We start from the raw sequence: 22,153 nt of genomic DNA, 5'->3' as shown, positions 1-22,153 counted from the left end.
GGACCTAAAAGCGCGTGGCCTTTGCGCTCCTGTCCTGCGGATATGTTCAGATTGTCGGTGGCGCACGCGGCTAGCAGCTGCTGTTTGCCTCAACGTGCACCGAGACCTTGCCGCTGAGCAAGGTCGCTGGCTTGCGCCGGTGGCGTCATGCTCCTCTCCAAGGGTGGGCCGACGGACATCTGTCCGCTTCAGCTGCCTGACGGCCGATCCCATAATCGTCCGTCAATTCCTGCGACGCGAGGAGCAAGCGCTCCAGCACCCCAACAGGTGCAGTCAGCGAAATGCTGCGGCAGTTATAGCCATCTGTCAAGTTAACGAGCGAGAGAATTCAGGTCAGGAGTCCTGTCGCGACTTGGTCTTTCGATATTGGGTGAAGTCCGGATCGTGCGTCATCTTCCAGTAGTCGACGAACCGCCACGGCATCGCCGAGAACACCCGGCCGCTGCTGTTGCGGTAGTAGGTCGTCATGCCCGGATGCGTCCAGATCAATTGCTCGTGCTCGGCGTCGACGTCGCGGATATACGCGTCATGCGCGTCGGGATGCACGTCGATCGCGGCGATGTCATTCTCGATCATCTCGACAAGGCACGCGGAGATGTAGCGGCTCTGGCACTCCGACTGGAAGATGACGCTGCCGCCATGCGCAGGCCCCGAATTGGGGCCGAGCATCAGAAAGAGATTGGGGAAATCAGGCACGGTGAGGCCGAGATAGGCGGTCGGATTGTCGTCGCGCCACGCCTGCTTGAGGTTCTTGCCGTGACGCCCGGTGATGTTGAGCCGCGCCGCCATCTCGGAGACCTTGAAGCCGGTCGAGATCACGATGACGTCGTGCTGCCGCGACGTGCCATCGGCGGTGACGATTCCGTCTGCGGCGAAATGGTCGATCTTGTCGGTGACCAGCTCGACATTCGGTTTGGTCAGCGTCTTGAACCAGTTGTTGTCGAGCAGGATGCGCTTGCCGTAGGGCGGATAGGTCGGCATGCATTTCTCGATCAGGTCGGGGCGATTCTTCAGCTCGGACAGGATGAAGTCGGCGAGCTCCTGGCGATGCCGGTCGTTGCCCTTGTTGACGGCGCGGTCCGGATGCGGCCAGGCCGGATCCTTGCGCAGGAACGGCAGCAATCCGTCGCCGTAACGCCAGAACATGTTGAAGCGATACCACTGCACATAGAACGGCAGATGCGCGAGCAGCCACTGCGCACCTTCGGTGATCGGATCGGAATAGCCCTTCACCGGCCGCGCCCATTGCGCGGTGCGCTGGTAGACGGTGACCGAGGCGACGCGGTCGGCGATCGACGGCACCAGCTGCATCGCGGTTGCGCCGGTGCCGATCACGGCGACATGCCTGTCGTCGAGCTTGATGTCGTCGGACCACAGCGCCGAATGGACCTTCAGGCCTGTGAAGGCCTCGTCTCCCTCAAAGCGGGCAGGCAGGGGATCATTGAGCTGGCCGATCGCGCTGACCAGCGCGGTGGATTCAAAGGTTTCTTCGCCGCGGGCAGTCTTCAGCGTCGAGATCCAGCGTCGCTTGCCTTCGTCCCAGCGCGAGGCGACGAGCTCGGTATTGAGGCGGACATGCTTGCGGATGTCGTATTCGCGCACGACCTTGAGCAGATAATCGAGCAGCTCCTGGCGCTGCGCGAAATAGCGGGTCCACGGATTGCGGGCGCCGAACGAGAAGGAATAGGAGTGGTTCGGCGTATCGACGCCGCAGCCGGGATAGCGGTTGACGTACCAGGTGCCGCCGATCTCGTCCTGCCTCTCGACAATCGTATAGGGGATGCCGAGCCGGCCGAGCGCGACGCCAAGCGCGATCGCGCAGACCCCGGCGCCGACGATCAGCACATGCTGCTGCGCCAGCTTCTCGCCAGAAGGGCGCTCGCGCCAGCGCGCGTCGCGTGGGATGAAGCCCATCTCCTCCCGCATCAGCGGCGCATATTCCGGCGCGACATTGTCGCCGAGCGTCGCGCGCATCATCCGCAGCATCAGCTCATTGCCGGGATCGGTGATGACGGGCTTCGGGGTGCCGTTCGCGAACAGGTTCAGGACCGCCGCGCGAATCTCGTCCTGGATCTCCTGAGGCACACCGGCGTCGGGATCCGGGATCAGACGGACGTCGCGCTTCGGCTTGTAGGGCGGCTCGAGCCACTTCTCGTCGCCGGTCATGTGCACCAGCACCATCAGCAGCACGCGGATGTCGCCCTCGGCGATGGCGGAGGACAGATCGAGGTGTTTGCGCGGAAGCTCGATATTCATGCGTTGTCCTTAGCTGCGTGGGGCTTCCGGCAGGCCGCCATAGGCGGCCCAGGTGGTGCCTGCGATGTAGCCGGCATCGACCGGCAGGTTGATGCCGGTGATGCCGCTGCTCTGCGGCGAGAGCAGCCATGCGATCGCCTGCGCGACTTCGATCGGCTCGACCAGCCGGTTCAGCGCGGTCGGCCGCGCCAGCAGGTCCTTGTTGAGGGCGCCCGATGCGATGCCGGCCTCGAGCGCTGCCGTGCGGGTGAAGCCGGGCGACACTGCGTTGACGCGGACGCCGGAACGGCCCCATTCGGCGGCGAGCGTCTGCGTGATCTGGATGACGCCGGCCTTCGCCGCGGTATAGGCGTGGATCGGGCCCGACGTCATGCCGGCCACCGAGGCGACGTTGACGATCGCGCCATGCCGACGCTTCGCCATGGCGATGCCGACGCTGCGCGCGACCAGGAAGGTGCCGCGCAGGTCGATATTGACCTCGCGATCCCATTGCTCCATCCGCACCCGTTCGATCGTGTGCATCTTGCCGAAGACGCCGGCGGCGTTGACGAGGCCGGTGATCGGACCATGCGCGGTCTCGATATCGGCAATGCCTGCGACAACGGCGCTCTCGCTCGCGACGTCGAACGGCGCCGGCCACAGGACGGCGGCCGTTCCAACCAGCGGCTCGGGCGCGATGTCGACGATGACGACGCGATGCCCCTGATCGGCGAGCAGTGTCGCGGTCGCCGCGCCGATGCCGCGGCTGCCGCCGGTGACGAGGATGGTGCCCTCAGCGCTCATGACTTGCTTCCCTTGTCGCTGGTGGTGAACAGGCCGCGGGTGACCAGCTTTTGATAGGCCGTGATCACATAGTCGGGCACCGCGGTGACGCCGCGCTCGGAATAGGAATAGCGGCGGCTGAGATAACCGCGCGCGCCCATCAGCACCTGGACGATGGCCTCGAATTCCTCGTCGCTGAACGCGTTGGTCGCGCCCGCAGCCCGCGCGCGTTGCAGGATTCGCACATAGGCGCTCGAGATGTTGTCAAAATGCTTCTGGTAGCCGATCGGCGCGAAGAATTCGGCCTCGTTGAGGATGCGCAGGAATTCCGGCACCTCGCGGATGAAATCGAAGAAGGCGCTGAAGCGCTCGACCTCCTGCCGGGCCTCGCTTGCGGTGCCGGTGCGCGCATGGATGAAGCGGACCATGTCGAGGCCGATCTTCGGCAGCAGCTGGTCGAGCAGCTCCTGGCGGTTCTCGAAATGATTGTAGAAGGTGCCCTGCGCGACGCCGGCAGCTTCCGTGATGCGCGCGACCGAGGCTTCGGCATAGCCGTATTTGCCGACGACCTTGGTCGCGGCGTCGAAGATCTTCTGCTTGGTCCAGGCGTTGCGCTCGACCCGGTTGAGTTTTGTCACTTTGGCGGATGTCGCTTGCGTCATGCGGTGGCCTCGAGTTCGGCACGGAGCACGCGTTTGAGCACCTTGCCGGATGGATTGCGCGGCAGGCTGTCGCGGATGACGAGCTGCCGCGGCACTTTGAAACCGGCGAGCCGTGTCCGGCAATGGTCGGTGAGACCGGGCAGGTCGAGCTTGGCGTCGTCGGCCAGCACCACGATCGCGACCGGCTTCTCGCCCCAGCGCGGGTCCGGCAGGCCGATCACCGCGACCTCGCGCACTTCAGGCATTTCGTAGATGACGCGCTCGACCTCGGAGGAGGCGATGTTCTCGCCGCCGGAGATGATCATGTCCTTCTTGCGATCGGTCAGATACAGGAAGCCGTCGTCGTCGAGATAGCCGACATCGCCGGTACGGAACCAGTCGCCGAAGAACGCGGATGCGGTCTTCCCGGGATCCTTCCAGTAGCCCTGCGTGACCTTCGGGCCGCGCAGGCAGATCTCGCCGTTCTGGCCGGCCGGCAGGCGCTTGCCGGCATCGTCGCGGATCTCGATCTCGACATGGGCGATGGCGCGGCCGGTCGAACCGATCTTCTCGATCTCGCGGCCCGCGTCCATGAAGGTATCGCCGCCGCAGCTTTCGGTGAGGCCGTAGGCATCGATGTAGCGCGCGTTCTTGAAATAGTCAGAGAAGGCGCGGATGCGGACTTCCGGTGTCTTCTCGCCGCCGCCGATCGCCCATTGCAGGCTGGAGACGTCGTAGCGCTCGCGGTTCGGATGAGTGAGGAGGGCCGTGGTCATGACCGGCGCGAACCACGCCGCGTTCAGCTTCTCCCGCTCGATCGCGGCGAGCGCAGGTTCAGGCTCGAAGGTGCGGTGAATGCACAGCATGCCGCCATGCCAGAGCACCGCGATGCCGGGCAGGTCGAGCGCGCCGACGTGATAGAGCGGACCGACGACGAGCAGCCGCGTGTCGGCGTTGAGCCCGAGCACCAGGGTCTGGTCGGCGGATTTCCAGTAGATGTTTTCGTAACTGAGCATCACCCCCTTGGGACGATCCGTCGTGCCCGAGGTGTACATCAGCCGCATCAGATCGCGCGGCCCGCACACATGGATCGGCGCCGGCGCGATGTCGGGCGCAAGGTTGGTGACGCTGGACTGCGCGACTTCATCGAGCAGCACGACCGGCGCGCCGCCGGCGGCGATCGCGGCAAACTCCTCGTCGGCGACCAAGAGGCGCGCGCCCGAATTGCCGACGATGTAGCCGACCTCATCGGCCGAGAGGCGATAGTTGATCGGCAGGAACACCGCGCCGATATGGCTGGTCGCAAACACCAGCTCGAGAAAGGCCGTGCTGTTCTTCATCAGCACGGCGACGACGTCGCCGGGCGCGATCCCGCGCGCCGCGAGCCAGCCGCCGACCTGCCGGATTCGCAGATCAAAGTCGGCGTAGGAGACGTCCTCGCCGCGATATTTCAGCGCACAGCGGTCCGGAGTCCGCCGGGCATGAAATGCGATGAAGCTGGAAAGGTTGATCATTTGCCGCCCGCGGGGCCGATTCCGGCGCCGTTTTCTCCCTGGATGAATTATGAGTCGTAATTCATCTTTGGCTTGACGTCACCCCCCTTGCTCTGAAAACATCGTGGCCATGGAGACGAAACGATCTCCGGCAGGGATTTTGGGAACGCGAACCCGACAGGGAGGGGAATGATGAAGAGGACCCGGAAACCGGGCATCACCCGGCGCTCGACGCTTGCGCTGATGGGCGCCGGTGCGGTGAGCTTTGCCGCGCCATGGGTGGCGCGCGCACAGGCCAAGACGATCAAGATCGGCATGCCGACCATTCTGTCGGGCCGCGTCGCGCAACTCGGAACGTCCTCGCGCAACGCAGTGCTGCTGGAGGTCGAGAAGGTCAATGCCGCCGGCGGCCTTGCCGGGCGGCAGATCGAGATGGTGATCCGCGACTCCAAGGGACAGCCGCAGGAAGCGGCGCGTGTCGCGCGCGAGCTCGTCAACACCGACGGCTGCGAGATGCTGCTCGACGGCGAAGCGTCCTCCGGATCGTTCGCGGTTCACGAAGTGGCGCGCGATCTCGGCGTGCTGTGCATCCACACCTGCTCGGAAGCGTCATCGCTGACCGCCGATCCCAAGCAGCACATCCCGAACGCCTTCCGTTGTGTGCGGCAGGGCATTCATGATTCGATCGTCGGCGCCAGCTACGCTGCAGGGATCGCCAAGGCCAAGGGCCTGAAGAAATGGGCGACCTGTTCGCCCGACTATGCCTATGGCCGCGACACCACCGGCGAGTTCGTGCTCTACCTGAAGAAGTTCGCGCCCGACGTCGAGATCATCAGCGAGTCCTGGCCAAAGCTGTTCCAGCCCGATTACACCGAGGTGGTGACGAAGATCCTGCAGGCCAAGCCGCAGGCGCTTTATTCGTGCCTGTGGGGCGGCGATCTCACCTCCTACATCGACCAGGCCAACATCTACGCGATGTTCACCCAGATGGAGGTGTTCGCGGTCAACATGGCCGACTACACCGCACTCACGGTGGTGAAGAACCTGCCCAAGGGCATCCACTCCGGCGACCGCTACATCAAGACATTCCCGCCGACGTCCGAAAATGCGGCCTGGGGCGATGCCTACAAGGCCAAGTACAACGAGTACCCGACCAACTGGTCGTGGCAGAACGCCACGGCGGTCATGTTCCTCAACGAGGCCGTCAAGAAGGCGAACTCGACCGACGGCAAGAAGGTCGCGGAGGCGCTCACCGGCCTCACCATCAAGTGCCCGTTCGGCGCCGAGGGCACCGTGACCATGCGCGCCGACGACCACACGCTGGTCGGTTACGCCATCGGCTGGGGCACCACGATCCCGCAGGAGCCCTACGTGCCCGATGTGAAGGCCGGAGACTGGAAGACCATCTTCGAGCTCGAAGCCGAGTGGAAGAAGAGCAAGGGCTACACCTGATCCGCATGTGCGGCGGAGGCGGCAATCTGCTGCCTTCGCCTCGCATCTGATGTTTGTCGCGCGCCGACGTTGCGGCCCGCCGTGATGGATGATTTTCCGTGGACCTCGACGCGCTCGCCAGTTGCCTCGCCAGCCCTGCCTGCCTGGTGACGCAAACCACCAGCGGCCTGATCATCGGCATGCTGCTGTTCCTTGTCGCCGTTGGGCTGACGCTGATCTTCGGCGTGCTCAAGGTGGTCAATTTCAGCCACGGCGCCTTCTATATGTTCGGCGCCTATTTCGCGATGACGGCCTATCAGCTCACCGGCAGCTTCGCGCTGGCGATGCTGAGCGGCGCCGTCGGCACCGCGATCCTCGGCCTGATCTTCGAGCGCGTGTTCATGAGCCGGGTTTACGGCCGCGACGTCTTGATGCAGCTCCTGGTCTGCTACGCCTTCGTGCTGATCTTCGACGATGTGGTCCGCATGATCTGGGGGCCTGAGTTCAAGTCGATGGGCATGCCGGCTGCGTTCCAGGTGCCGCCGCTGTTCATCGCCGGCGGCGTGGTGCCGCCATATTATCTGCTCTTGATCGGGGTGGCGCTCGCCGCGGCCGTTGTTCTCGGCCTGGGGCTGGCGCGCTCCAGGATCGGCAAGGTGATCCGTGCGGCTGCGCATAATCCCGGAATGGTTTCGGCGCTCGGGATCAATACCGGGCTGATCTATGGTGGCGTATTCGCGCTCGGCGGCATGCTGGCGGGACTGGCGGGAGCGCTTGCCGCGCCAGTGCGCTCGCTGACGCCGGGCATGGGCTTCTCGGTACTGATCGAGTCCTTCATCGTAACCGTGATCGGCGGCATGGGCTCGATCCTCGGCGCGCTGATCGGCGCGCTTTTGATCGGCCTGATCCGCTCCTTCGGATCGCTCGGCTTCCCGCTGTTCACCGAGGGCTTGATGTATCTGTTCATGGTGGTCGTGCTGGTCTCGCGTCCGAGCGGGTTGTTCGGCAAGGAGGTCGCATGACCGAATTGCAGGCCGGGCAGGGCACGCAGCCCCTCGATGTTGCCCGGATCGACGCCAGGCCGCAGCGTTACCGCGATGTGCTGATCGCGCTCGCGGCCTTTGTCCTGCTCGCGCTGCTGCCGTTCATCTTCGGCAGCAAGCAGCTGCTCGACTTCGTGATCCGCTGTGCGGCCTATGGATTGTTCGCGACGTCGCTCAACCTTCTGGTCGGCTACACCGGTTTGATCTCGTTCGGCCACGGCATGTTCTTCGGCCTCGGTGCCTATGGTTTCGGGCTGATGATGCAGAAGACCGGCGTGCCGATCCCGGTGGCCTTCGTCGCCACGCTGGCGATGACCCTGGTCGTCGCCGTCGTCATCGGCGCGATCTGCGTGCGGTTGAAGGAAATCTACTTCGCCTTCGTCACGCTGGCATTTCAGATGCTGATTCACTCAACCATCCTGTCGTGGCAATCGCTGACCGGCGGCGACCAGGGCCTGCGCGGCGGGATCCCGAGGCCGCCGTTTCTCGGCATCGATCTGTCGAATCATCTGCATCTCTACATCACGAGCTGTGCCCTGCTGGTGATCGGCCTGCTGCTCATGCGCCAGATCGCGCAATCGCCGTTCGGCTACACGCTGCGCATGATCCGCGACAACGCCACGCGGGCGAGCTTCATCGGCATCGATGTCTGGCGCGCCAAGCTGACGATCTTTGTGCTCGCCGCGCTGTTCGCCGCGACCGGCGGCATCATCATGGCGCTGTTCGTCTCCGGCGCCTATCCCGAGTTCGCCTATTGGACGATCTCGGGCGAGGGCATCTTCATCAACATGCTCGGCGGCGTGACAACCTTCCTCGGACCGATGGTCGGCACGGTGCTGCTGCTGATCCTCAACGATACCGTTACCCGCCTGACCGAGTATCACGGCATCGTGCTCGGTATCGTGATCCTGTTCTTTGCCATTGGCCTGCGAAAGGGCTTGATGGACTTTGTCGTCGAATGGTTCGCGCAGCGTCGCGGAGAGGCCGGGGAGCGCGCGCCATGAGTGCACAGACGCGGATCAGCGTCGTTACCGGCGGCGCCAGCGGCATCGGCGCGGCGTGCGTGCGTGAGCTCGCAGCAGCCGGCGATCTCGTCGCCGTTCTCGACCGCGATCTCGCCAAGGCGCAGACGGTTGCGGCGGAAGTTGGTGGCAAGGCGTTTGCGGCCGACGTGGCGGACGAGCGCAGCATCGAGGCCTGTGCGGCCGCGATCGAGCGCGACTGCGGCCCGGTCGCGGTGCTGGTCAACAGCGCCGGCATCATCCAGGTGCCGGCCCGGCCGCACGAGCTGCCGATGACCTCCTGGGACGACGTCGTGCGTGTCGACCAGCGCGGCACCTATGTCGCCTGCGTTGCCTTTGCGCGGCAGATGATCGCGCGCAAGCGCGGCAGCATCGTCAACATCGCCTCGATTGCCGGCATGCGCTCGATGCCGTTGCATGCCTATGCGCCCGCCAAGGCGGCGGTGATTGCCATCACCGAATGCCTCGCGGCCGAATGGGGGCCGTCCGGCATCCGCGTCAATGCCGTATCCCCCGGCTATACGCTGACGCCGGCGCTGAAGAATGCCATCGATCGCGGCGAGCGGGATGTCTCGGCGCTGGCTGCCAATGCAGCACTTCGCCGCCTCGTCGACCCCTCGGAGATCGGCCGCGTCGTCGCATTTCTGGCCTCCGACGCGGCCTCCGCGATGACCGGCGCCAACGTGCCGGTCGATTGCGGCTGGCTTGCCGGCACATCGTGGAGCACCTATGGCGGTCTGCGGGAGGCGAGCGGTTAGTCATGCTGGAAATTCGCGGGCTCTCGAAATCCTTTGGCGGCGTCAAGGCGACCGACAACGTCTCGCTCGACTTCGCTGACGGTTCGCTCATTGCCGTGATCGGCCCCAACGGCGCCGGCAAGAGCACATTCTTCAACCTGATCACGGGCGCGCTGCAGCCTGATGCCGGGCAGATCTTGCTCAACGGTGTCGACATGGCGGGCAAGGCCCCGCCGGAGATCGTGCGCCATGGCATCGGCCGCGCCTTCCAGGTCGCGAGCATCTTCCCGTCGCTGACGGTGGAGGAGACGATGCTCGCTGCAGTCTGTGCCGATCAGCGCCGCGCCGGCGTGATGCATCGCCGGTTTCCGCTGGCCGAGACGCGCGACCGCGCCGAGCATACGATGGAGCTGCTCGGCCTCGCCGGGAAGCGCAACCGGACCGCGGCGACGCTGTCGCATGGCGACCAGAAGCTGCTCGATATCGCGCTCGCGCTGGTGCTCGAGCCCAAGGTGCTGCTGCTTGACGAGCCGACCGCGGGCATGGGTACCGAGGAGCGCTGGCGCATGATCGACAAGGTGCGCGAGCTCTGGGAGAAGCAGAAGATCACCGTCGTGTTCATCGAGCACGACATGGACATCGTGTTCAAGATCGCGCCCCAAATCGTCGTGCTGTGCTACGGCCGGATCCTGGCGACCGGGACGCCGGACGCGATCCGCAGGAACGATGCCGTGATCGAGGCCTATCTCGGCAGCGACGACCACGCGGGAGCGGTGGCATGAGCGCGCAGCCGGTGGTGCAGGTCGAGGACCTCGACGTCTATTACGGCACCAGCCAGATCCTGTTCGGCGTCGGCCTGTCGGTGCGGCAGGGCGAGACAATGGCGCTGCTCGGCCGCAACGGCGCCGGCAAGTCGACCACCATGAAGGCCATCATGGGGCTGGCGCCGGCGCACCGCGGCAGGGTGACCCTGCGCGGCCAGGTGGTCTCGGGAATGCGGCCGCATCACATCGCGCGGGCCGGGCTCGGCTTCGTGCCGGAAGACCGCCAGATCTTTCCCGAGCACACGGTCGAGGACAATCTCGTCATCGGCCAGAAGAAGGGGCCGGATGGCGAGGACGAGTGGTCGATCCGCCGCGTCTATGACGTGTTCCCGCTGCTCGAGCCGTTGCGGCACCGGATCGCCGGAAGGCTGTCCGGCGGCGAGCAGCAGATGCTGGCGATCGCCCGCACGCTGATGGGCAATCCCGTGCTGCTGCTGCTGGATGAGCCGAGCGAGGGGCTGGCGCCGATCATCGTGCAGCGCATCGGCGAACTGCTGCGGCAGCTCCGCGGCACCGGTGCCACAGTATTGATCGCCGAGCAGAACATGCATTTTTGCCTTGGCCTTGCGAGCCACGCGACGGTTATCGATAAGGGACAGATCGTCTACACATCCTCCATCGAGGAGCTGAAGGCCAACGACAACATCCGGCAGCGCTATCTGGCGCTGTAGGGCATGATCCGCGAAAAGCGCGCAGCGGTTTTCCCTCGCGACAAGCGCGCAGCGTTTGCGCGGGGATCATAGCCAAAGGACAGGGCACTTCGACAGCGATGGGAGGACAAATGGCGGGCAAGCTGACGCCGACGCATGAAGCGCCGTATCGCGGGCTGAAGGTACTCGATTTCGGGCAGGGGATTGCCTCGCCCTATTGCGCGATGCTGCTCGGTGTCTACGGCGCCGACGTCATCAAGGTCGAACCGCCGGAGGGCGACTGGTCGCGCTATCTCGGTACGACCTACGGCAATCACACAACACTGTCGGCGGTCTACAACCGCGGCAAGCGCAGCCTGTGCCTCGACATGAAGCACAAGGACGGGATCGCGATCGCGCAGCGGCTGTCGCGCGAGGCCGACGTGCTCATCGAAGGATTTCGTCCCGGCGTCGCGGAGCGGCTCGGGCTCGGCTACGAGGGCCTGTCGCGCGACAATCCCGCCCTGGTCTATCTGTCGGTCAGCGGCTTCGGGCAGAGCGGCCCGTACGCCAAGCGGCCCGGCTCGGATTCGGTGGCGCAGGCGTTCTCGGGGCTGGTCTCGGTCAATGTCGGCGCCGATGGCGTGCCGCATCGGGTCGGGACCACGATTTCCGACGTCGTCACCGGCGTCTATGCGTTCCAGGCCATCGCCACGACGCTGTTCGCGCGCGCGACCGTCGGCACTGGCCGCTGGATCGACGTCAATCTCTGCCAGTCGACGTCGGCGCTGCTCGGCCACAAGGTGGCGGAGTTCATCCTCGAGGGCGGCGCGCCGCGCGCGCTGAACGTTCCGGCCGGCACCTACCAGACCCGGGACGGCTGGATGATGGTCACCCTGGTGAACGAGCCGCAATACAAGCGGCTGTGCGGTGCGATCGGCCGTGAGGATCTCGCCGGCGATCCGCGTTTTGCCGACTTTGCCCGCCGCGCCGATGCGGCCGACGCGCTGATCCCGCAATTGCGCGAGGTGTTCCTGACCCAGGCGACGGATGCCTGGCTGACCCGTCTGCATGCGGCCGATATCATCGCCGAGCGGATCCTCGATCCCGGCGAATGGCTGCGCAACGTCCATGTCGAGGCGACCAGGGCGTCGGTGCGCCAGGACACACCGGGCGTCGGCGCGGTCTACACGCCACGCACGCCGGGGATCGCGGGCCTGTCCGAGGATCACCTTTGCCCCGCGCCTGACGTCGGGCAGGATAGCCGCGCCGTGCTGACGGAGGCCGGCTTCGGTTCCGCCGAGATCGACGGCCTGCTGCTATCGGGCGCGGTGCGGCAGGCCAAGAGCTAACGGGAGGCAATACATCATGAGCACCGACCTCGTTCGTTACTCGGTCACCGACCAGATTGCGGAGATCGTGCTGGATCGCGCGCCGGTCAACGCACTCAGCATTCCCCTGATCGACGCGCTGCTGGCGGCGCTGGCGAAAGCGCGCGATGACGACGCGGTGCGTGCCGTCATCATCAGCAGCGCTCACAAGGTGTTTTGCGCCGGCCTCGATCTCGACATCGTCAGGGGCAAGCCCGCGATCGAGACCAAGACCTTCCTCGAGCGGCTGTATTTCGCGCTGAACGATACGCAGTACCGCATGGGCAAGCCGACGATTGCGGCGATCGATGGCGCGGTGCGCGCCGGCGGCATGACGATCGCGATCTCCTGCGACATGATCGTCGCGGGCGACGGCTCGACCTTCGGCTATCCCGAGATCGATGTCGGCCTGATCCCGGCGATCCATTTCGTGCAGTTGCCGCGGCTGGTCGGAAAGCACCAGGCGTTCGGCCCGCTGTTCCTTGGCGAGCCCTTCGATGCCGCGACCGCCTTTCGCATGGGCCTGCTCAGCGAGGTGGTGCCGAAGGGCACTGCGCTCGCGCGCGCCCGCGAGATCGCACGCAAGCTCGCGGCGAAATCGCCGATCGTGATGAAGATCGGCCGCGACGCCTTCATGCGTGCGGTCGATGCCGATTTCCGCCGCTCGGTGGAGAACACGGCGGAAAGTTTCGTTGTGGTCGCATCGACGGAAGATTGCCAGGAAGGGCTGAATGCGTTCGTCGAGAAGCGGGCGCCCAACTACAAGGGACGGTAATGGCTGGATTGTATTTCGAGGAGTTCGAGATCGGACAGGAATTCCATCACGAGTTCAGCCGCACCGTGACCGAGATGGACAACACCATGTTCAGCCTCCTGACCATGAACCCGCAGCCATTGCATATCGACGCGCATTTCTCCGAGAAGACCGAGTTCGGCCAGCGGCTGTTCAACAGCCTCTATACGCTCGGCATCATGATCGGCATGAGCGTGTACGATACGACGCTGGGAACGACCGTCGGCAATCTCGGCATGACCGACGTCAAGTTCCCGAAGCCGGTGTTCCATGGCGATACGCTGAAGGCGCACACCAGGATCATCGGCAAGCGCGCCAGCAAGTCGCGGCCGACCCAGGGCATCGTCGAGTTCGAGCACACCATGACCAACCAGCGCGGCGAGGTGGTGGCGAGCTGCCGCCGCACCGGCCTGATGCACTGCAAGCCGAAGGCGTAAGCGATGCGATCGTTCCTGTTCGTTCCCGGCGACAGCACCCGGAAATATGAAAGCGCGAAGAAGACCGCAGCCGATGCGCTGATCCTCGACCTCGAGGATTCCATCGCGCCGGACCAGAAGGTGGTTGCGCGGGGCATCACGCGCCAGATGCTCGATGCCCGCAATCCGGAGCAGAAGCTTTATGTCCGCGTCAACGCGCTCGACACCGATCTGACGCTCGGCGATCTTGCCGCCGTGATGCCCGGTAAACCCGATGGCATCGTGCTGCCGAAATGCGCCGGTGCCGCCGACGTCAACCGGCTCGCGCTCTATCTCGACGCATTCGAGGCCGCCTCTGACATCGCGCAGGGCACCACCCGGATCGTGACGGTCGCGACCGAGACGGCGCGGGCGGTGCTGAAAATCCTCGATTTCGAGAACATGAGCCCGCGGCTGTGGGGCATGATGTGGGGCGCGGAGGATCTCGCGGCCTCGCTCGGGGCAACGCGCAACCGCAGTGACGGCCGCTATCACTCGCCCTTCATCCTGGCGCGCGATCTCTGCCTGATCGGCGCGGCCGCCGCCGGCGTCGTCGCGATCGACACCATCGCGACCGACATCAACGATCTCGATGCTTTGAAGGCCGAGGCGGTCGCCGCGCGCCAGGATGGCTTCCTCGCCAAGGCCGTGATCCACCCCAAGCATGTCGACGTCGTCAATGCGGCCTTCATGCCGACAGATGAGGAAATCGCATGGTCGGAGCGGGTGATCGCCGCGTTCGCCAATAATCCATCGGGGGTCGCCAGGATGGACGGCAAGATGCTGGACAAGCCGCATCTGCGCGCCGCCGAGAAGATCCTGGCGTCGCGCAGGAAATAGTCGGGCAGGCGGGCCAGACACCGCGATGTTGCGCGATAGCGAGGTGCGGCTGCGGCGGTCGCTGGCGATCGACTAACCGCAGGAATCAGGAATGAGCGACGGCCGACTTGCCGTCCTGCTGCTTTGACCACGAGACGTAGTAGGCGACGGCCGTCATCGCCGCGATACCGGCGATGCTGACCGCGACCTGCCTTGCCAGTGAGTATGGGCCCGTAATCAGGATCAGGTGCGCAGCGAATGAGAGGAAGACGCCTGCACAGAACACGGCCAGCCATTCCTCGCCGCACTTGATGATCGGCTGCAAGGCGGGAGATCGCAGGTTTTCCCAATCGCGCGGCACCAGCCAGCTGAACAGGAATGTCAGGACCAGGAAGTGCAGGATGCGATGCGGCGCGATCTCCTCCCGGTCGTTTGGCAGCAGCACATCGCTCAGCCCACTCGGCATCATTTGCGCGAGTGCCGGGATATCGCTGATCGAGACAATTGTCAGGGCGAACAGCAGATACAGCAACGCCATGGCGCGCAGCGCGGGAGCCGCCTGCATCGCGCGGATCGCGGGCGCATATCGCGCGCCGATCAGCGCGAGCCAGCCGCCCATCACGAACAACAATTGCCAGCAGAACGGATTGAGGTACCAGTCGCCATACGGATATGACGACAGGTTCCAGTTGAGCAGCCGGCCGGCTGCATAGAGGGTCACGGACGCGACGACCGTCGCGTTCGGCACGTACAACAGCCCGAACACGATGATGGGCTGGAACGCCATCAAGGCAATGGTGAGTTGCAGCACATCGAGATTGAGCGGCTTGGCCTGCAGGAACAGGCCGTAGATCAAGGTCCGGATCGGGTGATCGATGAAGCCCGTGATGTTGAACTCGCTGATGATCTCCGGCGCCGCGGTCCGGGTAGCGACATAGCTGATCAACTCGACATAGATCACGAACAGAACGATATAGGCAGCATAGAGCTGCCATACGCGCTTGAAGATGCGGGTCGCGGCCACCAGGAATCCGCGTTCCAGCGTCATCCTGGCGTAGATGAGCGTCACTGCGTAGCCGCCGACGAATACAAAAAGGTCGGTTGCGCCGCTGAAGCCGAAGTTGCGCATGGTCAGCGCGCCGACGACGTTGTGCGGAATATGGTCCAGAAACAGAAACCAGTTTGCGATGCCAAGCAGCAGCGCGATCCTGAGATCGCCATCGGCTTTCGCGATCTCGGCGTTTGTTGTCGAAGTCATCTGAAGCTGAAATTTGCCGGCCCGAGAAACGAATCGCTAATCTAGAGGGAACCCGCGCCTGGTCCGAATAGACTTTGCGTGAACCCTATCTAGTCCGTTTCGGGTTTCGGCCAAGTGGCCGGCTCAAGAAAGATCACGTTTTCGCAATCATCCCGTGAGCGGTGTCAGACCGGCTCGTGTTTGCGCAGGTCGCGGGTGTGATCCAGCGTATTGGCTTGCAGGTTCGCGCCGGTCACGGGGAGCTCCGGCAGGGCGGCCTCGGCCAGCAGGTCGTCCGTGACATCCTCGACCGAACGCTCGGCAATCTCGTGAATGAAGCTGATGTTCGTATATTCGCCCGAGGCGATTCGTGAGACGACGTCGCGTCGTGTCATTCCGGGATCGACGATCGCCTCGCGGCCACGGCGGCCATAGTCGATCATCACGACGAAATACTGCATTGCCTGATCGTTCGATGTTCTGACTGTTACTACGCATTATTTCCGATAATCGGAAGTAAGTCAAGGGTGAATTGTTGAAAACCGAAATTCAGGCACGCATGGCCGGACCGATTCGTCCCGAAGGCGTCCGAATCGGTCCGGCCGGTCCCTGAAGCAGCGCGGTTACTTCTCGGACGATCGCCCGCCCTGCGTCCGGGCAGATTTGCGACCCTTCGCCGCCGACTTGCCGCGCAGCCTTTCGATCTGGCCGCGGGGCAGGGTGACACAGATTTCGCCGATCCATTCAAGCTTTACGCCGTTGATCGGCTTGGCATTAAAGCTCTTGAGGTTAACGGTGCCCGACGAACTGCCGCGTTCGATCGTCTTCAGATACCGCTCACCGCTCTTCAGCCGGACCGCAGCTTCCTCTCCGTAGAAGCTCGACAGCGGATAGCGCTGCTCGCGATACACCACGATGACGTCGCCGTTCTCGTATTTCGGCAGCATCGAATCGCCTGAGACCTCGAAAGCAACGGTCTCCTCCGTCATCGGGAACGGAAGTTCGATTTCGCCGAGACCCTCCGGCGGGACCTGCTCCAGCTCCGGCTGGATCGAGGCGCCGGCGCCGACCCGGCCCACGATCGGCACCGAATTCAGCTCCAAATACTCCATGATCGGGGCAATCTCGGATGCCTTGATCAACCTTATTCCCGACAGGATTTCGGAGACCGCCCCGGCCCGAACCCCCATCGCGCGGGCAAGCCCGCCTTTGCTCTTCCCAGTCTTTTCCAGTGCTCGTTCGATCAGCGCCGCGTCCAGCATGTTTCATCCTTTCCCAAACCCGGAGAGACTATATCCGTTACGATTATCAGAAACAAGCTTGACTTTTTTTCTTCGGAATATCGGAAGGTATGCGAGGCGCCGGCGGAATGACAGAAATGGGAATTTGGAATGGAAATGATGAACCGGCTGCCGGAGCATTCGGCAGCCCTGCAGGATCTCCGCGCCCGCGGCTTGTCCTATTCGAAAATCGCTGACACGACCAACGCTACCTTCAATACGGCCTATACGCGCAACGCGGCGCTCAGCCGAGCGCAGCGCATGGGGTTGGCGGGCCTCGAAAGGCCCGAGCCGTCCCTGCCGGGCTCCGAAGGATCAGGCGGCTGCGTGAAGGGCGCGCCGAACTGACGCCGGATCTGCTTCGCGAGCCAAAGATCTTCACTGAAACGGTGGAGATGCCGCAGCTTCGTTGCGCGGCGGTCGCGCCGCGGCATCTTTCGCTGCTCGACCTCAAGCCCGGAGACTGCCGCTATCCCTATGGCGGGATAGCGACGGCGAGACCATTACCTTCTGCGGTCATCCGTGCCGGTCGGGCTTGAGCTACTGCACACCGCATTTTCACCTGAGTCGCGATCCTGAGGCCACGAGGCCGGTATTGAGCGCCGACTAGCTTCAAGCCATCGGGGCCGGTTGAGGCAATTCATCACCTGACCGACGGACATTGGTCCGCAACTGCGATCGCGCGGAAGCCTCCGCCAGCCCATCATCAGACATTTTGGAGGTTACCAATGCCGCGAGCCAAGCGCCGGAAGCCGTACGATCCCGCCGGAGCGCACGATCGACGTGCCCAGGATCTGCCGTTTAATGCCGAGGTGGCGACCGTCGACGTCGACGATCCCCTTGCGCTCGAGCCAGGCGAGAAGATCGTTGCTTTTCGCTCGATCCGCAACGATCCGCTCGGCCGGTTGCACGCGCACCGCCAGATCGACGATACGCAATATCGGAGTGGCCGGGCGTTCCAAAACGACTGGCAAAAGGCCGAGCGCGGGCCGCGCGCGGTGGATACGACGCGCGAATTCGTCGATCGCGGCCTGCGACGCAAGCCGATCACCGAGGGGCGGCGCCAGACGACGCTGCGCCTCAATCGCGCCGAGCATGAACTCGGCGCCGACGGTTCGGCGCCACTGCACGATGTCCTGGTTCTCGGCATGACCATGGAGCAGGTTGGACAGCGGCGCAGCGCTGGCAGGACTATTTTGCGCGGCGTCTCAAGGAATGCTTGGATCGGCTGGCGCTGATGTACGGGCTTGCGACGGCAAGCAGGGTTCCGGTGAAGGACCATCAACGCTGATCTGACGTGATTGCTGACGTGCCGGTTTGCCGCGCAGGAATCCGGCACGGTAGCCCTCATCGCATGACTGTGCCTTGCCTCACACTGAACTCCTTCCTTGTGTGCGGTCGGGATTGGCCCGGCCAAGGCTGTGAAGATGGTCGACAGCGGCGCGGACTCTCATGTAACTTCGGTCGCGTCGACGACCGGACTGCATTCGAGCCTCTCGCGCGAGAAGGGTCTGGTACGTCCACGCAAGGGAGTCGCCGCGGCTACGCACTGTCTACATCTTCTCTGCATCACGAACACCACGAGCAACGTGGATCGATGCCGACGCTGAGCCCAATCAAAATAACCCAAGGGAGAACCGACCGATGAATCACACTGGAAACTGCTTTTGTGGCGCCGTCGAACTCAAGGTGAGCGGAGAGCCTGAGGCAATGGGCTATTGCCACTGCCGTTCATGCCGCTCCTGGTCCGGTGGTCCGGTGAATGCGTTCAGCCTCTGGAAGCCCGAGGCGGTCGAGGTCACCAAGGGCGCCGACCACATCGCGACGTTCGAGAAGACCGCGATGAGCCAGCGCAAATACTGCACAAAGTGCGGCGGTCACCTGATGACCAACCACCCGACGCTCGGGCTCGTCGACGTGTTCACCGCAACGATCCCGACGCTGAAATTCAGCCCAGGGGTTCACGTCAACTATTCCGAGGCAGTGCTGCAGATACGCGACGGCCTGCCGAAGTTGAAGGATTTTCCGGCTGAGTTCGGCGGCTCCGGCGAAATGATCGCCGAATAGCTCGAAGGCTCCCCATCACGAAAGCGGGTGGCGGCGGCGTGCCGCCACCCGCTTGCGTATGGGCTCCGCCCCCACAAATCGGTATCCGGCAGGCTTGCTTCGCATGCGAGGCGCCCGACCATGTCGGCGGCCGCCGGGTCGTCTTTGGCCATCGACAGCCATGTCGGACGAAGGTCCCGCCCTGCAAAATCCGGGTTTGGTTTTGCTGACGAGCTTCCGCTAAAAGGCGAGCAGTGCCGGTCTTGGCAGGGACCGTCGTATTTCGCCTGACAAAATAACAGAGGAAGCGTCAGATCATGACCAGACCAGAATTGCCGGGGCGCACGCCGCGCGGGGAGGGAGTTCCGACGGCGCTCGACGGCCTGCTGGTCGTCGACTTCACCCGCGTCGTGGCCGGCCCGGCCTGCACGCAAACGCTGGCCGACTTCGGGGCCGAAGTCATCAAGATCGAGAATCCGGACGGCGGTGATGACACGCGCGCCTATGAGCACGCCGAAATCGGCGGGGAGAGCGCGGCGTATCTGAGCCTCAACCGCAACAAGCGCGGCATTGCGCTCGATTTCAACAATCCGGCCGCGCTCGAGGTGGCGCGCGCGTTGATTGCCAAGGCCGACGTCGTGGTCGAGAATTTCTCCGGCGGCGTGATGAAGAAATTCGGTCTCGATTATGCGTCGGTGGCGCCGACCAACCCGCGGCTGATTTATTGCTCGATCTCCGCCTACGGCCGCAAAGGCGATTTCGCGCTGCGCCCGGGCTTCGACCCGATCACGCAGGCCGAAAGCGGCTTCATGTCGCTCAACGGCTTTCCGGATGGCGAGCCGGTGCGCACCGGGCCGCCGATCGTCGACATGGCGACGGGCATGTCGGCCTGCAACGCCATTTTGCTGGCGCTGATTGCGCGCGATCGGCTCGGTCGCGGTCAGCAGGTCGAGGTCGCCTTGATCGACACCGCGGTGTCAATGACCGGCTTCTACGGCATGGCCTATCTCATCAATGGCAACAATCCCGGCCGTTTCGGCAACTCTCCGAACGGTTCGCCGACCGTCGGCGTCTACCGGGCCTCCGATGGTCCGCTCTACATGGCCTGCGCCAATGACCGGCTGTATCGCCGGCTTGTCACCGACGTGCTGGAACGCCCGGATCTCGTCACCGATCCCGAGTTTGCTCACCGCAAGGCGCGCACGGCCAACAAGGAGAAGCTGCGCGCGATCATTGCCAGCGTGTTTGCGGGCGACACGCTCGAGAACTGGATGGCGAAGATGAAGAAGGCGAACATTCCGGTTGGCTATCTGCGGACGGTCGAGGAGGGGTTCAACGCGCCCGAGGTGCGCGACCGGCATCGCCTGAGCAGGATTGCGCATCCAACCGCCGGCTCGGTTCCGAACATCGAGTCTCCGGTCAATATGAGCCTGACGCCGACCGTTGATCCTGTTGCGGCTCCGCTGCTCGGTCAGCATACCAAGGACGTGTTGAGCAAGACGCTTGGCTACGACGACCGGCGCATCGCCGCGCTGGCTGAGGCCGGCGCGTTCGGCAAGGCAGGCAACACCGGCTAGAGCCTTTTCCGTTCCGATGGAATCGGAACGGGGCTCTAGATTCCAGTTTGACGCGCTTCCTTGAAGCGAACCGGTATCCGCTTCGCTTGAAAACGCTCCAGCGTGCTCAGCCTGCACAAAAGATAAACTATTCGCAAAACAACCTGACCGCAGGCGAGAGAAAAGCCTCTCGCCTGGCGAGATGTCTTTCAGGCGTCGCGGGCCCGGCGCGTCGCCGGCGGCCCTGAAGCTGGTCCGTTTCGGGAACTCAGTTCGGCTTGCTGCGCAAGTTGTTCCTTGGCATACTTTCAACTTCCTCGGGCTCCGCCCGATCAATCTCGAGGCGTGCCATCCGGAGGATGAGGGTTGCCGTGGTCAGGCCGAGGCGTTCGGCCTCTTGTGCTGCGGTGTCGACCTTCTGGGCCAAGCCTTCACGTTTACCTGGGTATGCCATTCGTAATCCTCACTTAAGGTGCGAGATGAAAAATCCCACATACGTTGCGGAGCTGCAGAAGAAGCTCGGAGCTCCATCGAGCGAAACACTGGAAAGCCTGCGACTGTTGAAGGCTTTCCTTCGACTTGCGCCCGACCAGCGTTCCGAGGTCATCGAGCTGGTCGAACGTTTGGCGGTTGAGCCGCCGCGCGATCCCTCACTGTCCTGAGGTGCTCGTAAAATCTTTCCTGTGCGTCAGCTGTTCATTGGCTTGGCGGGCGCTTGCGTCGCGATCACGTAGATTGCGCCGCCCTCGAGCGCTTCGGATTGGTGCCGGGTGCCGGCTGGCAGCAGGATGGTGTCGCCGGCGCCGACCACGCGCTCGCCGCCATCCCAGATGAAGTTCAGCCGGCCGCTGATGATCATCAGGATCTCGTCGACCGGATGGGTATGGAACTGATGCACCTTGCCGGCCGCATCATGCTGCAGCTCGACCGAGCCCTGGGCCGGGAGCAGGTTCAGGATCTCCGGGTCGATGGCAAATTCAGTCTTCGTGCCTGCGATGATCTGGGTCACGCTGCCTGCTCCTTGTTCGCGATCGGTTGAGCCTTGTTCTGCGCGAGCTTGGCGAAGGGGCAGCCCGAGCTCGCATGGTTGTCGTCGTGCAGGAAGTACTGCAGATACTCGCGGCCGTCGGTTGCGCCGTAGCGGCCAAGGAGCGGAGAGGGGCTTGCGCTGTCGTACGGGATCAGGCGCTTGCGCACCTCCGCGAACGCGGCGTTCGCGGCCTTCTCCGTCCCGAGGATCTTGTCGAACACCCAGCGCGGCTGGAACGTGAGCATGAAGGCGCTGGACCGGCGGCTCTGCCGCATCACATGCGCGGGCGTCGTGCAGACCACGAAGATCGGCTCGCCCGCAAACGAGAACTCCCACATCGGATGGTCGATCTGTTCCGGAATCTCTGATGGCCACGGGTTCTTGTCCAGCCGCGCGAGCTGGTCGAGCGTCAGCCACATCTTGCGATAATAGGCATCGAGTGTCTGTACCGGGCGGGGCCGCGTGAACACGATCAACGAAGTGTTGGGACCGAACGAGCGCGCCTGCGAGACATACTGCCCGAGTTGCTCGCCCAGCACCGCCACATCATACGGATCGAGGAAAAGGTAGCGGAGCTGATCCTGGCGATGTCCGGTCACGCCGAACACGCAAGGGAACGGCCTTGCCTCGCTGCTCATCTGCGCTTCAAACTCGGAGAACATCACGCTCTGCCAGCTGCTGACCGGAAAGTTTGCCGCGACTTCGCCTTTTCTCAAGAACAAGCGCTCC

Annotated in this window: 24 protein-coding genes and 1 pseudogene; 15 read left to right on the top strand and 10 right to left on the bottom strand. The window is 63.9% G+C overall.

What is annotated here, in order from left to right:
* Positions 1 to 333: 333 nt before the first annotated feature.
* From ACVMDN_RS24515 to ACVMDN_RS24500, 4 genes are read right to left on the bottom strand one after another with little or no spacing between them, the layout of a single operon-like run.
* On the bottom strand, positions 334 to 2,256 hold the full coding sequence (locus tag ACVMDN_RS24515; protein ID WP_456814773.1) for an NAD(P)-binding domain-containing protein: 1,923 nt from the start codon (positions 2,254 to 2,256) through the stop codon (positions 334 to 336).
* 9 nt (positions 2,257 to 2,265) lie between these two features.
* Positions 2,266 to 3,039, bottom strand: a complete 774-nt coding sequence (locus ACVMDN_RS24510; RefSeq protein ID WP_076834122.1) for an SDR family NAD(P)-dependent oxidoreductase — start codon at positions 3,037 to 3,039, stop codon at positions 2,266 to 2,268.
* Positions 3,036 to 3,680 carry a TetR/AcrR family transcriptional regulator gene (locus tag ACVMDN_RS24505; RefSeq protein ID WP_456814772.1) on the bottom strand — a complete coding sequence of 215 codons (645 nt, stop codon included), beginning with the start codon at positions 3,678 to 3,680 and terminating at the stop codon, positions 3,036 to 3,038. Before ACVMDN_RS24505 ends, ACVMDN_RS24510 begins: the two co-directional genes overlap by 4 nt.
* Positions 3,677 to 5,173 carry an AMP-binding protein gene (locus ACVMDN_RS24500; RefSeq protein ID WP_253639320.1) on the bottom strand — a complete coding sequence of 499 codons (1,497 nt, stop codon included), beginning with the start codon at positions 5,171 to 5,173 and terminating at the stop codon, positions 3,677 to 3,679. The genes ACVMDN_RS24505 and ACVMDN_RS24500 overlap by 4 nt, the downstream gene beginning before the upstream one ends.
* A gap of 171 nt (positions 5,174 to 5,344) precedes the next feature.
* Between ACVMDN_RS24500 and ACVMDN_RS24495 the strand changes: the two genes are divergently transcribed.
* From ACVMDN_RS24495 to ACVMDN_RS24450, 10 genes are all read left to right on the top strand, one after another.
* Positions 5,345 to 6,604: an ABC transporter substrate-binding protein gene (locus ACVMDN_RS24495; RefSeq protein WP_456815270.1), complete on the top strand. Its 1,260-nt coding sequence runs from the start codon at positions 5,345 to 5,347 to the stop codon at positions 6,602 to 6,604.
* Positions 6,605 to 6,702: 98 nt separating this feature from the next.
* The gene (locus ACVMDN_RS24490) at positions 6,703 to 7,605 is read left to right on the top strand and encodes a branched-chain amino acid ABC transporter permease (protein WP_076834117.1); all 903 of its coding nucleotides are present in this window, start codon (positions 6,703 to 6,705) and stop codon (positions 7,603 to 7,605) included.
* Positions 7,602 to 8,630 carry a branched-chain amino acid ABC transporter permease gene (locus ACVMDN_RS24485; RefSeq protein WP_168856040.1) on the top strand — a complete coding sequence of 343 codons (1,029 nt, stop codon included), beginning with the start codon at positions 7,602 to 7,604 and terminating at the stop codon, positions 8,628 to 8,630. Before ACVMDN_RS24490 ends, ACVMDN_RS24485 begins: the two co-directional genes overlap by 4 nt.
* Positions 8,627 to 9,406: an SDR family NAD(P)-dependent oxidoreductase gene (locus ACVMDN_RS24480; RefSeq protein ID WP_076834115.1), complete on the top strand. Its 780-nt coding sequence runs from the start codon at positions 8,627 to 8,629 to the stop codon at positions 9,404 to 9,406. Before ACVMDN_RS24485 ends, ACVMDN_RS24480 begins: the two co-directional genes overlap by 4 nt.
* Before the next feature lie 2 nt (positions 9,407 to 9,408).
* A complete protein-coding gene (locus ACVMDN_RS24475) occupies positions 9,409 to 10,167 on the top strand; it encodes an ABC transporter ATP-binding protein (RefSeq protein WP_253639322.1) in 759 nt (252 codons plus the stop codon).
* Positions 10,164 to 10,880 carry an ABC transporter ATP-binding protein gene (locus ACVMDN_RS24470; RefSeq protein WP_075968245.1) on the top strand — a complete coding sequence of 239 codons (717 nt, stop codon included), beginning with the start codon at positions 10,164 to 10,166 and terminating at the stop codon, positions 10,878 to 10,880. Before ACVMDN_RS24475 ends, ACVMDN_RS24470 begins: the two co-directional genes overlap by 4 nt.
* A gap of 110 nt (positions 10,881 to 10,990) precedes the next feature.
* Positions 10,991 to 12,190 carry a CaiB/BaiF CoA transferase family protein gene (locus ACVMDN_RS24465; protein ID WP_159109495.1) on the top strand — a complete coding sequence of 400 codons (1,200 nt, stop codon included), beginning with the start codon at positions 10,991 to 10,993 and terminating at the stop codon, positions 12,188 to 12,190.
* A 16-nt stretch (positions 12,191 to 12,206) separates the two neighbouring features.
* Positions 12,207 to 12,983 carry an enoyl-CoA hydratase/isomerase family protein gene (locus ACVMDN_RS24460; protein WP_018272841.1) on the top strand — a complete coding sequence of 259 codons (777 nt, stop codon included), beginning with the start codon at positions 12,207 to 12,209 and terminating at the stop codon, positions 12,981 to 12,983.
* On the top strand, positions 12,983 to 13,438 hold the full coding sequence (locus ACVMDN_RS24455) for a MaoC family dehydratase (RefSeq protein WP_016847346.1): 456 nt from the start codon (positions 12,983 to 12,985) through the stop codon (positions 13,436 to 13,438). The genes ACVMDN_RS24460 and ACVMDN_RS24455 overlap by 1 nt, the downstream gene beginning before the upstream one ends.
* 3 nt (positions 13,439 to 13,441) lie before the next feature.
* Complete coding sequence (locus ACVMDN_RS24450; protein WP_141339799.1) at positions 13,442 to 14,296, top strand: HpcH/HpaI aldolase/citrate lyase family protein; 855 nt, start codon at positions 13,442 to 13,444, stop codon at positions 14,294 to 14,296.
* 85 nt (positions 14,297 to 14,381) lie between these two features.
* On the opposite strand, the gene ACVMDN_RS24445 is transcribed toward ACVMDN_RS24450, so the two are convergent.
* The 3 genes from ACVMDN_RS24445 to ACVMDN_RS24435 form a co-directional block, all read right to left on the bottom strand.
* On the bottom strand, positions 14,382 to 15,533 hold the full coding sequence (locus tag ACVMDN_RS24445; RefSeq protein WP_456814770.1) for an OpgC domain-containing protein: 1,152 nt from the start codon (positions 15,531 to 15,533) through the stop codon (positions 14,382 to 14,384).
* Positions 15,534 to 15,697: 164 nt separating this feature from the next.
* Complete coding sequence (locus tag ACVMDN_RS24440) at positions 15,698 to 15,973, bottom strand: hypothetical protein (protein WP_076834102.1); 276 nt, start codon at positions 15,971 to 15,973, stop codon at positions 15,698 to 15,700.
* 162 nt (positions 15,974 to 16,135) lie between these two features.
* The gene (locus ACVMDN_RS24435) at positions 16,136 to 16,774 is read right to left on the bottom strand and encodes a LexA family transcriptional regulator (protein WP_016847350.1); all 639 of its coding nucleotides are present in this window, start codon (positions 16,772 to 16,774) and stop codon (positions 16,136 to 16,138) included.
* A gap of 129 nt (positions 16,775 to 16,903) precedes the next feature.
* Here ACVMDN_RS24435 and ACVMDN_RS24430 point away from each other — a divergent pair, with 129 nt between their 5' ends.
* From ACVMDN_RS24430 to ACVMDN_RS24415, 4 genes and pseudogenes are all read left to right on the top strand, one after another.
* Complete coding sequence (locus ACVMDN_RS24430; protein ID WP_456816366.1) at positions 16,904 to 17,140, top strand: GcrA family cell cycle regulator; 237 nt, start codon at positions 16,904 to 16,906, stop codon at positions 17,138 to 17,140.
* A gap of 380 nt (positions 17,141 to 17,520) precedes the next feature.
* Positions 17,521 to 18,083: pseudogene (locus ACVMDN_RS24425) on the top strand (hypothetical protein).
* 353 nt (positions 18,084 to 18,436) lie between these two features.
* On the top strand, positions 18,437 to 18,859 hold the full coding sequence (locus tag ACVMDN_RS24420; RefSeq protein WP_026193083.1) for a GFA family protein: 423 nt from the start codon (positions 18,437 to 18,439) through the stop codon (positions 18,857 to 18,859).
* A gap of 293 nt (positions 18,860 to 19,152) precedes the next feature.
* Complete coding sequence (locus tag ACVMDN_RS24415) at positions 19,153 to 20,415, top strand: CaiB/BaiF CoA transferase family protein (RefSeq protein ID WP_076834095.1); 1,263 nt, start codon at positions 19,153 to 19,155, stop codon at positions 20,413 to 20,415.
* A gap of 247 nt (positions 20,416 to 20,662) precedes the next feature.
* Here ACVMDN_RS24415 and ACVMDN_RS24410 read toward each other — a convergent pair whose 3' ends face one another.
* Complete coding sequence (locus tag ACVMDN_RS24410; RefSeq protein ID WP_225645895.1) at positions 20,663 to 20,821, bottom strand: hypothetical protein; 159 nt, start codon at positions 20,819 to 20,821, stop codon at positions 20,663 to 20,665.
* A gap of 52 nt (positions 20,822 to 20,873) precedes the next feature.
* Here ACVMDN_RS24410 and ACVMDN_RS24405 point away from each other — a divergent pair, with 52 nt between their 5' ends.
* Positions 20,874 to 21,056, top strand: coding sequence for a hypothetical protein (locus tag ACVMDN_RS24405; RefSeq protein ID WP_016847357.1), 183 nt, complete (start codon positions 20,874 to 20,876; stop codon positions 21,054 to 21,056).
* A 26-nt stretch (positions 21,057 to 21,082) separates the two neighbouring features.
* On the opposite strand, the gene ACVMDN_RS24400 is transcribed toward ACVMDN_RS24405, so the two are convergent.
* Positions 21,083 to 21,403: a cupin domain-containing protein gene (locus ACVMDN_RS24400; protein ID WP_456814768.1), complete on the bottom strand. Its 321-nt coding sequence runs from the start codon at positions 21,401 to 21,403 to the stop codon at positions 21,083 to 21,085.
* Positions 21,400 to 22,140, bottom strand: coding sequence for a YqcI/YcgG family protein (locus tag ACVMDN_RS24395; RefSeq protein ID WP_233475399.1), 741 nt, complete (start codon positions 22,138 to 22,140; stop codon positions 21,400 to 21,402). The genes ACVMDN_RS24400 and ACVMDN_RS24395 overlap by 4 nt, the downstream gene beginning before the upstream one ends.
* Positions 22,141 to 22,153: the final 13 nt, after the last annotated feature.

This window comes from Bradyrhizobium sp. USDA 4510, from assembly GCF_054059095.1.
Note: the sequence above shows the minus strand (reverse complement) of the source record. Positions and strands in the feature narration are given on the sequence as shown.

Excerpts from the sequence above, each read along its gene's own strand:
- ACVMDN_RS24515 (WP_456814773.1), bottom strand. The coding sequence starts at position 2,256 with ATGAATATCGAGCTTCCGCGCAAACACCTCGATCTGTCCTCCGCCATC.
- ACVMDN_RS24510 (WP_076834122.1), bottom strand. The coding sequence starts at position 3,039 with ATGAGCGCTGAGGGCACCATCCTCGTCACCGGCGGCAGCCGCGGCATC.
- ACVMDN_RS24505 (WP_456814772.1), bottom strand. The coding sequence starts at position 3,680 with ATGACGCAAGCGACATCCGCCAAAGTGACAAAACTCAACCGGGTCGAG.
- ACVMDN_RS24500 (WP_253639320.1), bottom strand. The coding sequence starts at position 5,173 with ATGATCAACCTTTCCAGCTTCATCGCATTTCATGCCCGGCGGACTCCG.
- ACVMDN_RS24495 (WP_456815270.1), top strand. The coding sequence starts at position 5,345 with ATGAAGAGGACCCGGAAACCGGGCATCACCCGGCGCTCGACGCTTGCG.
- ACVMDN_RS24485 (WP_168856040.1), top strand. The coding sequence starts at position 7,602 with ATGACCGAATTGCAGGCCGGGCAGGGCACGCAGCCCCTCGATGTTGCC.
- ACVMDN_RS24480 (WP_076834115.1), top strand. The coding sequence starts at position 8,627 with ATGAGTGCACAGACGCGGATCAGCGTCGTTACCGGCGGCGCCAGCGGC.
- ACVMDN_RS24475 (WP_253639322.1), top strand. The coding sequence starts at position 9,409 with ATGCTGGAAATTCGCGGGCTCTCGAAATCCTTTGGCGGCGTCAAGGCG.
- ACVMDN_RS24470 (WP_075968245.1), top strand. The coding sequence starts at position 10,164 with ATGAGCGCGCAGCCGGTGGTGCAGGTCGAGGACCTCGACGTCTATTAC.
- ACVMDN_RS24465 (WP_159109495.1), top strand. The coding sequence starts at position 10,991 with ATGGCGGGCAAGCTGACGCCGACGCATGAAGCGCCGTATCGCGGGCTG.
- ACVMDN_RS24460 (WP_018272841.1), top strand. The coding sequence starts at position 12,207 with ATGAGCACCGACCTCGTTCGTTACTCGGTCACCGACCAGATTGCGGAG.
- ACVMDN_RS24455 (WP_016847346.1), top strand. The coding sequence starts at position 12,983 with ATGGCTGGATTGTATTTCGAGGAGTTCGAGATCGGACAGGAATTCCAT.
- ACVMDN_RS24450 (WP_141339799.1), top strand. The coding sequence starts at position 13,442 with ATGCGATCGTTCCTGTTCGTTCCCGGCGACAGCACCCGGAAATATGAA.
- ACVMDN_RS24445 (WP_456814770.1), bottom strand. The coding sequence starts at position 15,533 with ATGACTTCGACAACAAACGCCGAGATCGCGAAAGCCGATGGCGATCTC.
- ACVMDN_RS24440 (WP_076834102.1), bottom strand. The coding sequence starts at position 15,973 with ATGCAGTATTTCGTCGTGATGATCGACTATGGCCGCCGTGGCCGCGAG.
- ACVMDN_RS24435 (WP_016847350.1), bottom strand. The coding sequence starts at position 16,774 with ATGCTGGACGCGGCGCTGATCGAACGAGCACTGGAAAAGACTGGGAAG.
- ACVMDN_RS24430 (WP_456816366.1), top strand. The coding sequence starts at position 16,904 with ATGGAAATGATGAACCGGCTGCCGGAGCATTCGGCAGCCCTGCAGGAT.
- ACVMDN_RS24420 (WP_026193083.1), top strand. The coding sequence starts at position 18,437 with ATGAATCACACTGGAAACTGCTTTTGTGGCGCCGTCGAACTCAAGGTG.
- ACVMDN_RS24405 (WP_016847357.1), top strand. The coding sequence starts at position 20,874 with ATGAAAAATCCCACATACGTTGCGGAGCTGCAGAAGAAGCTCGGAGCT.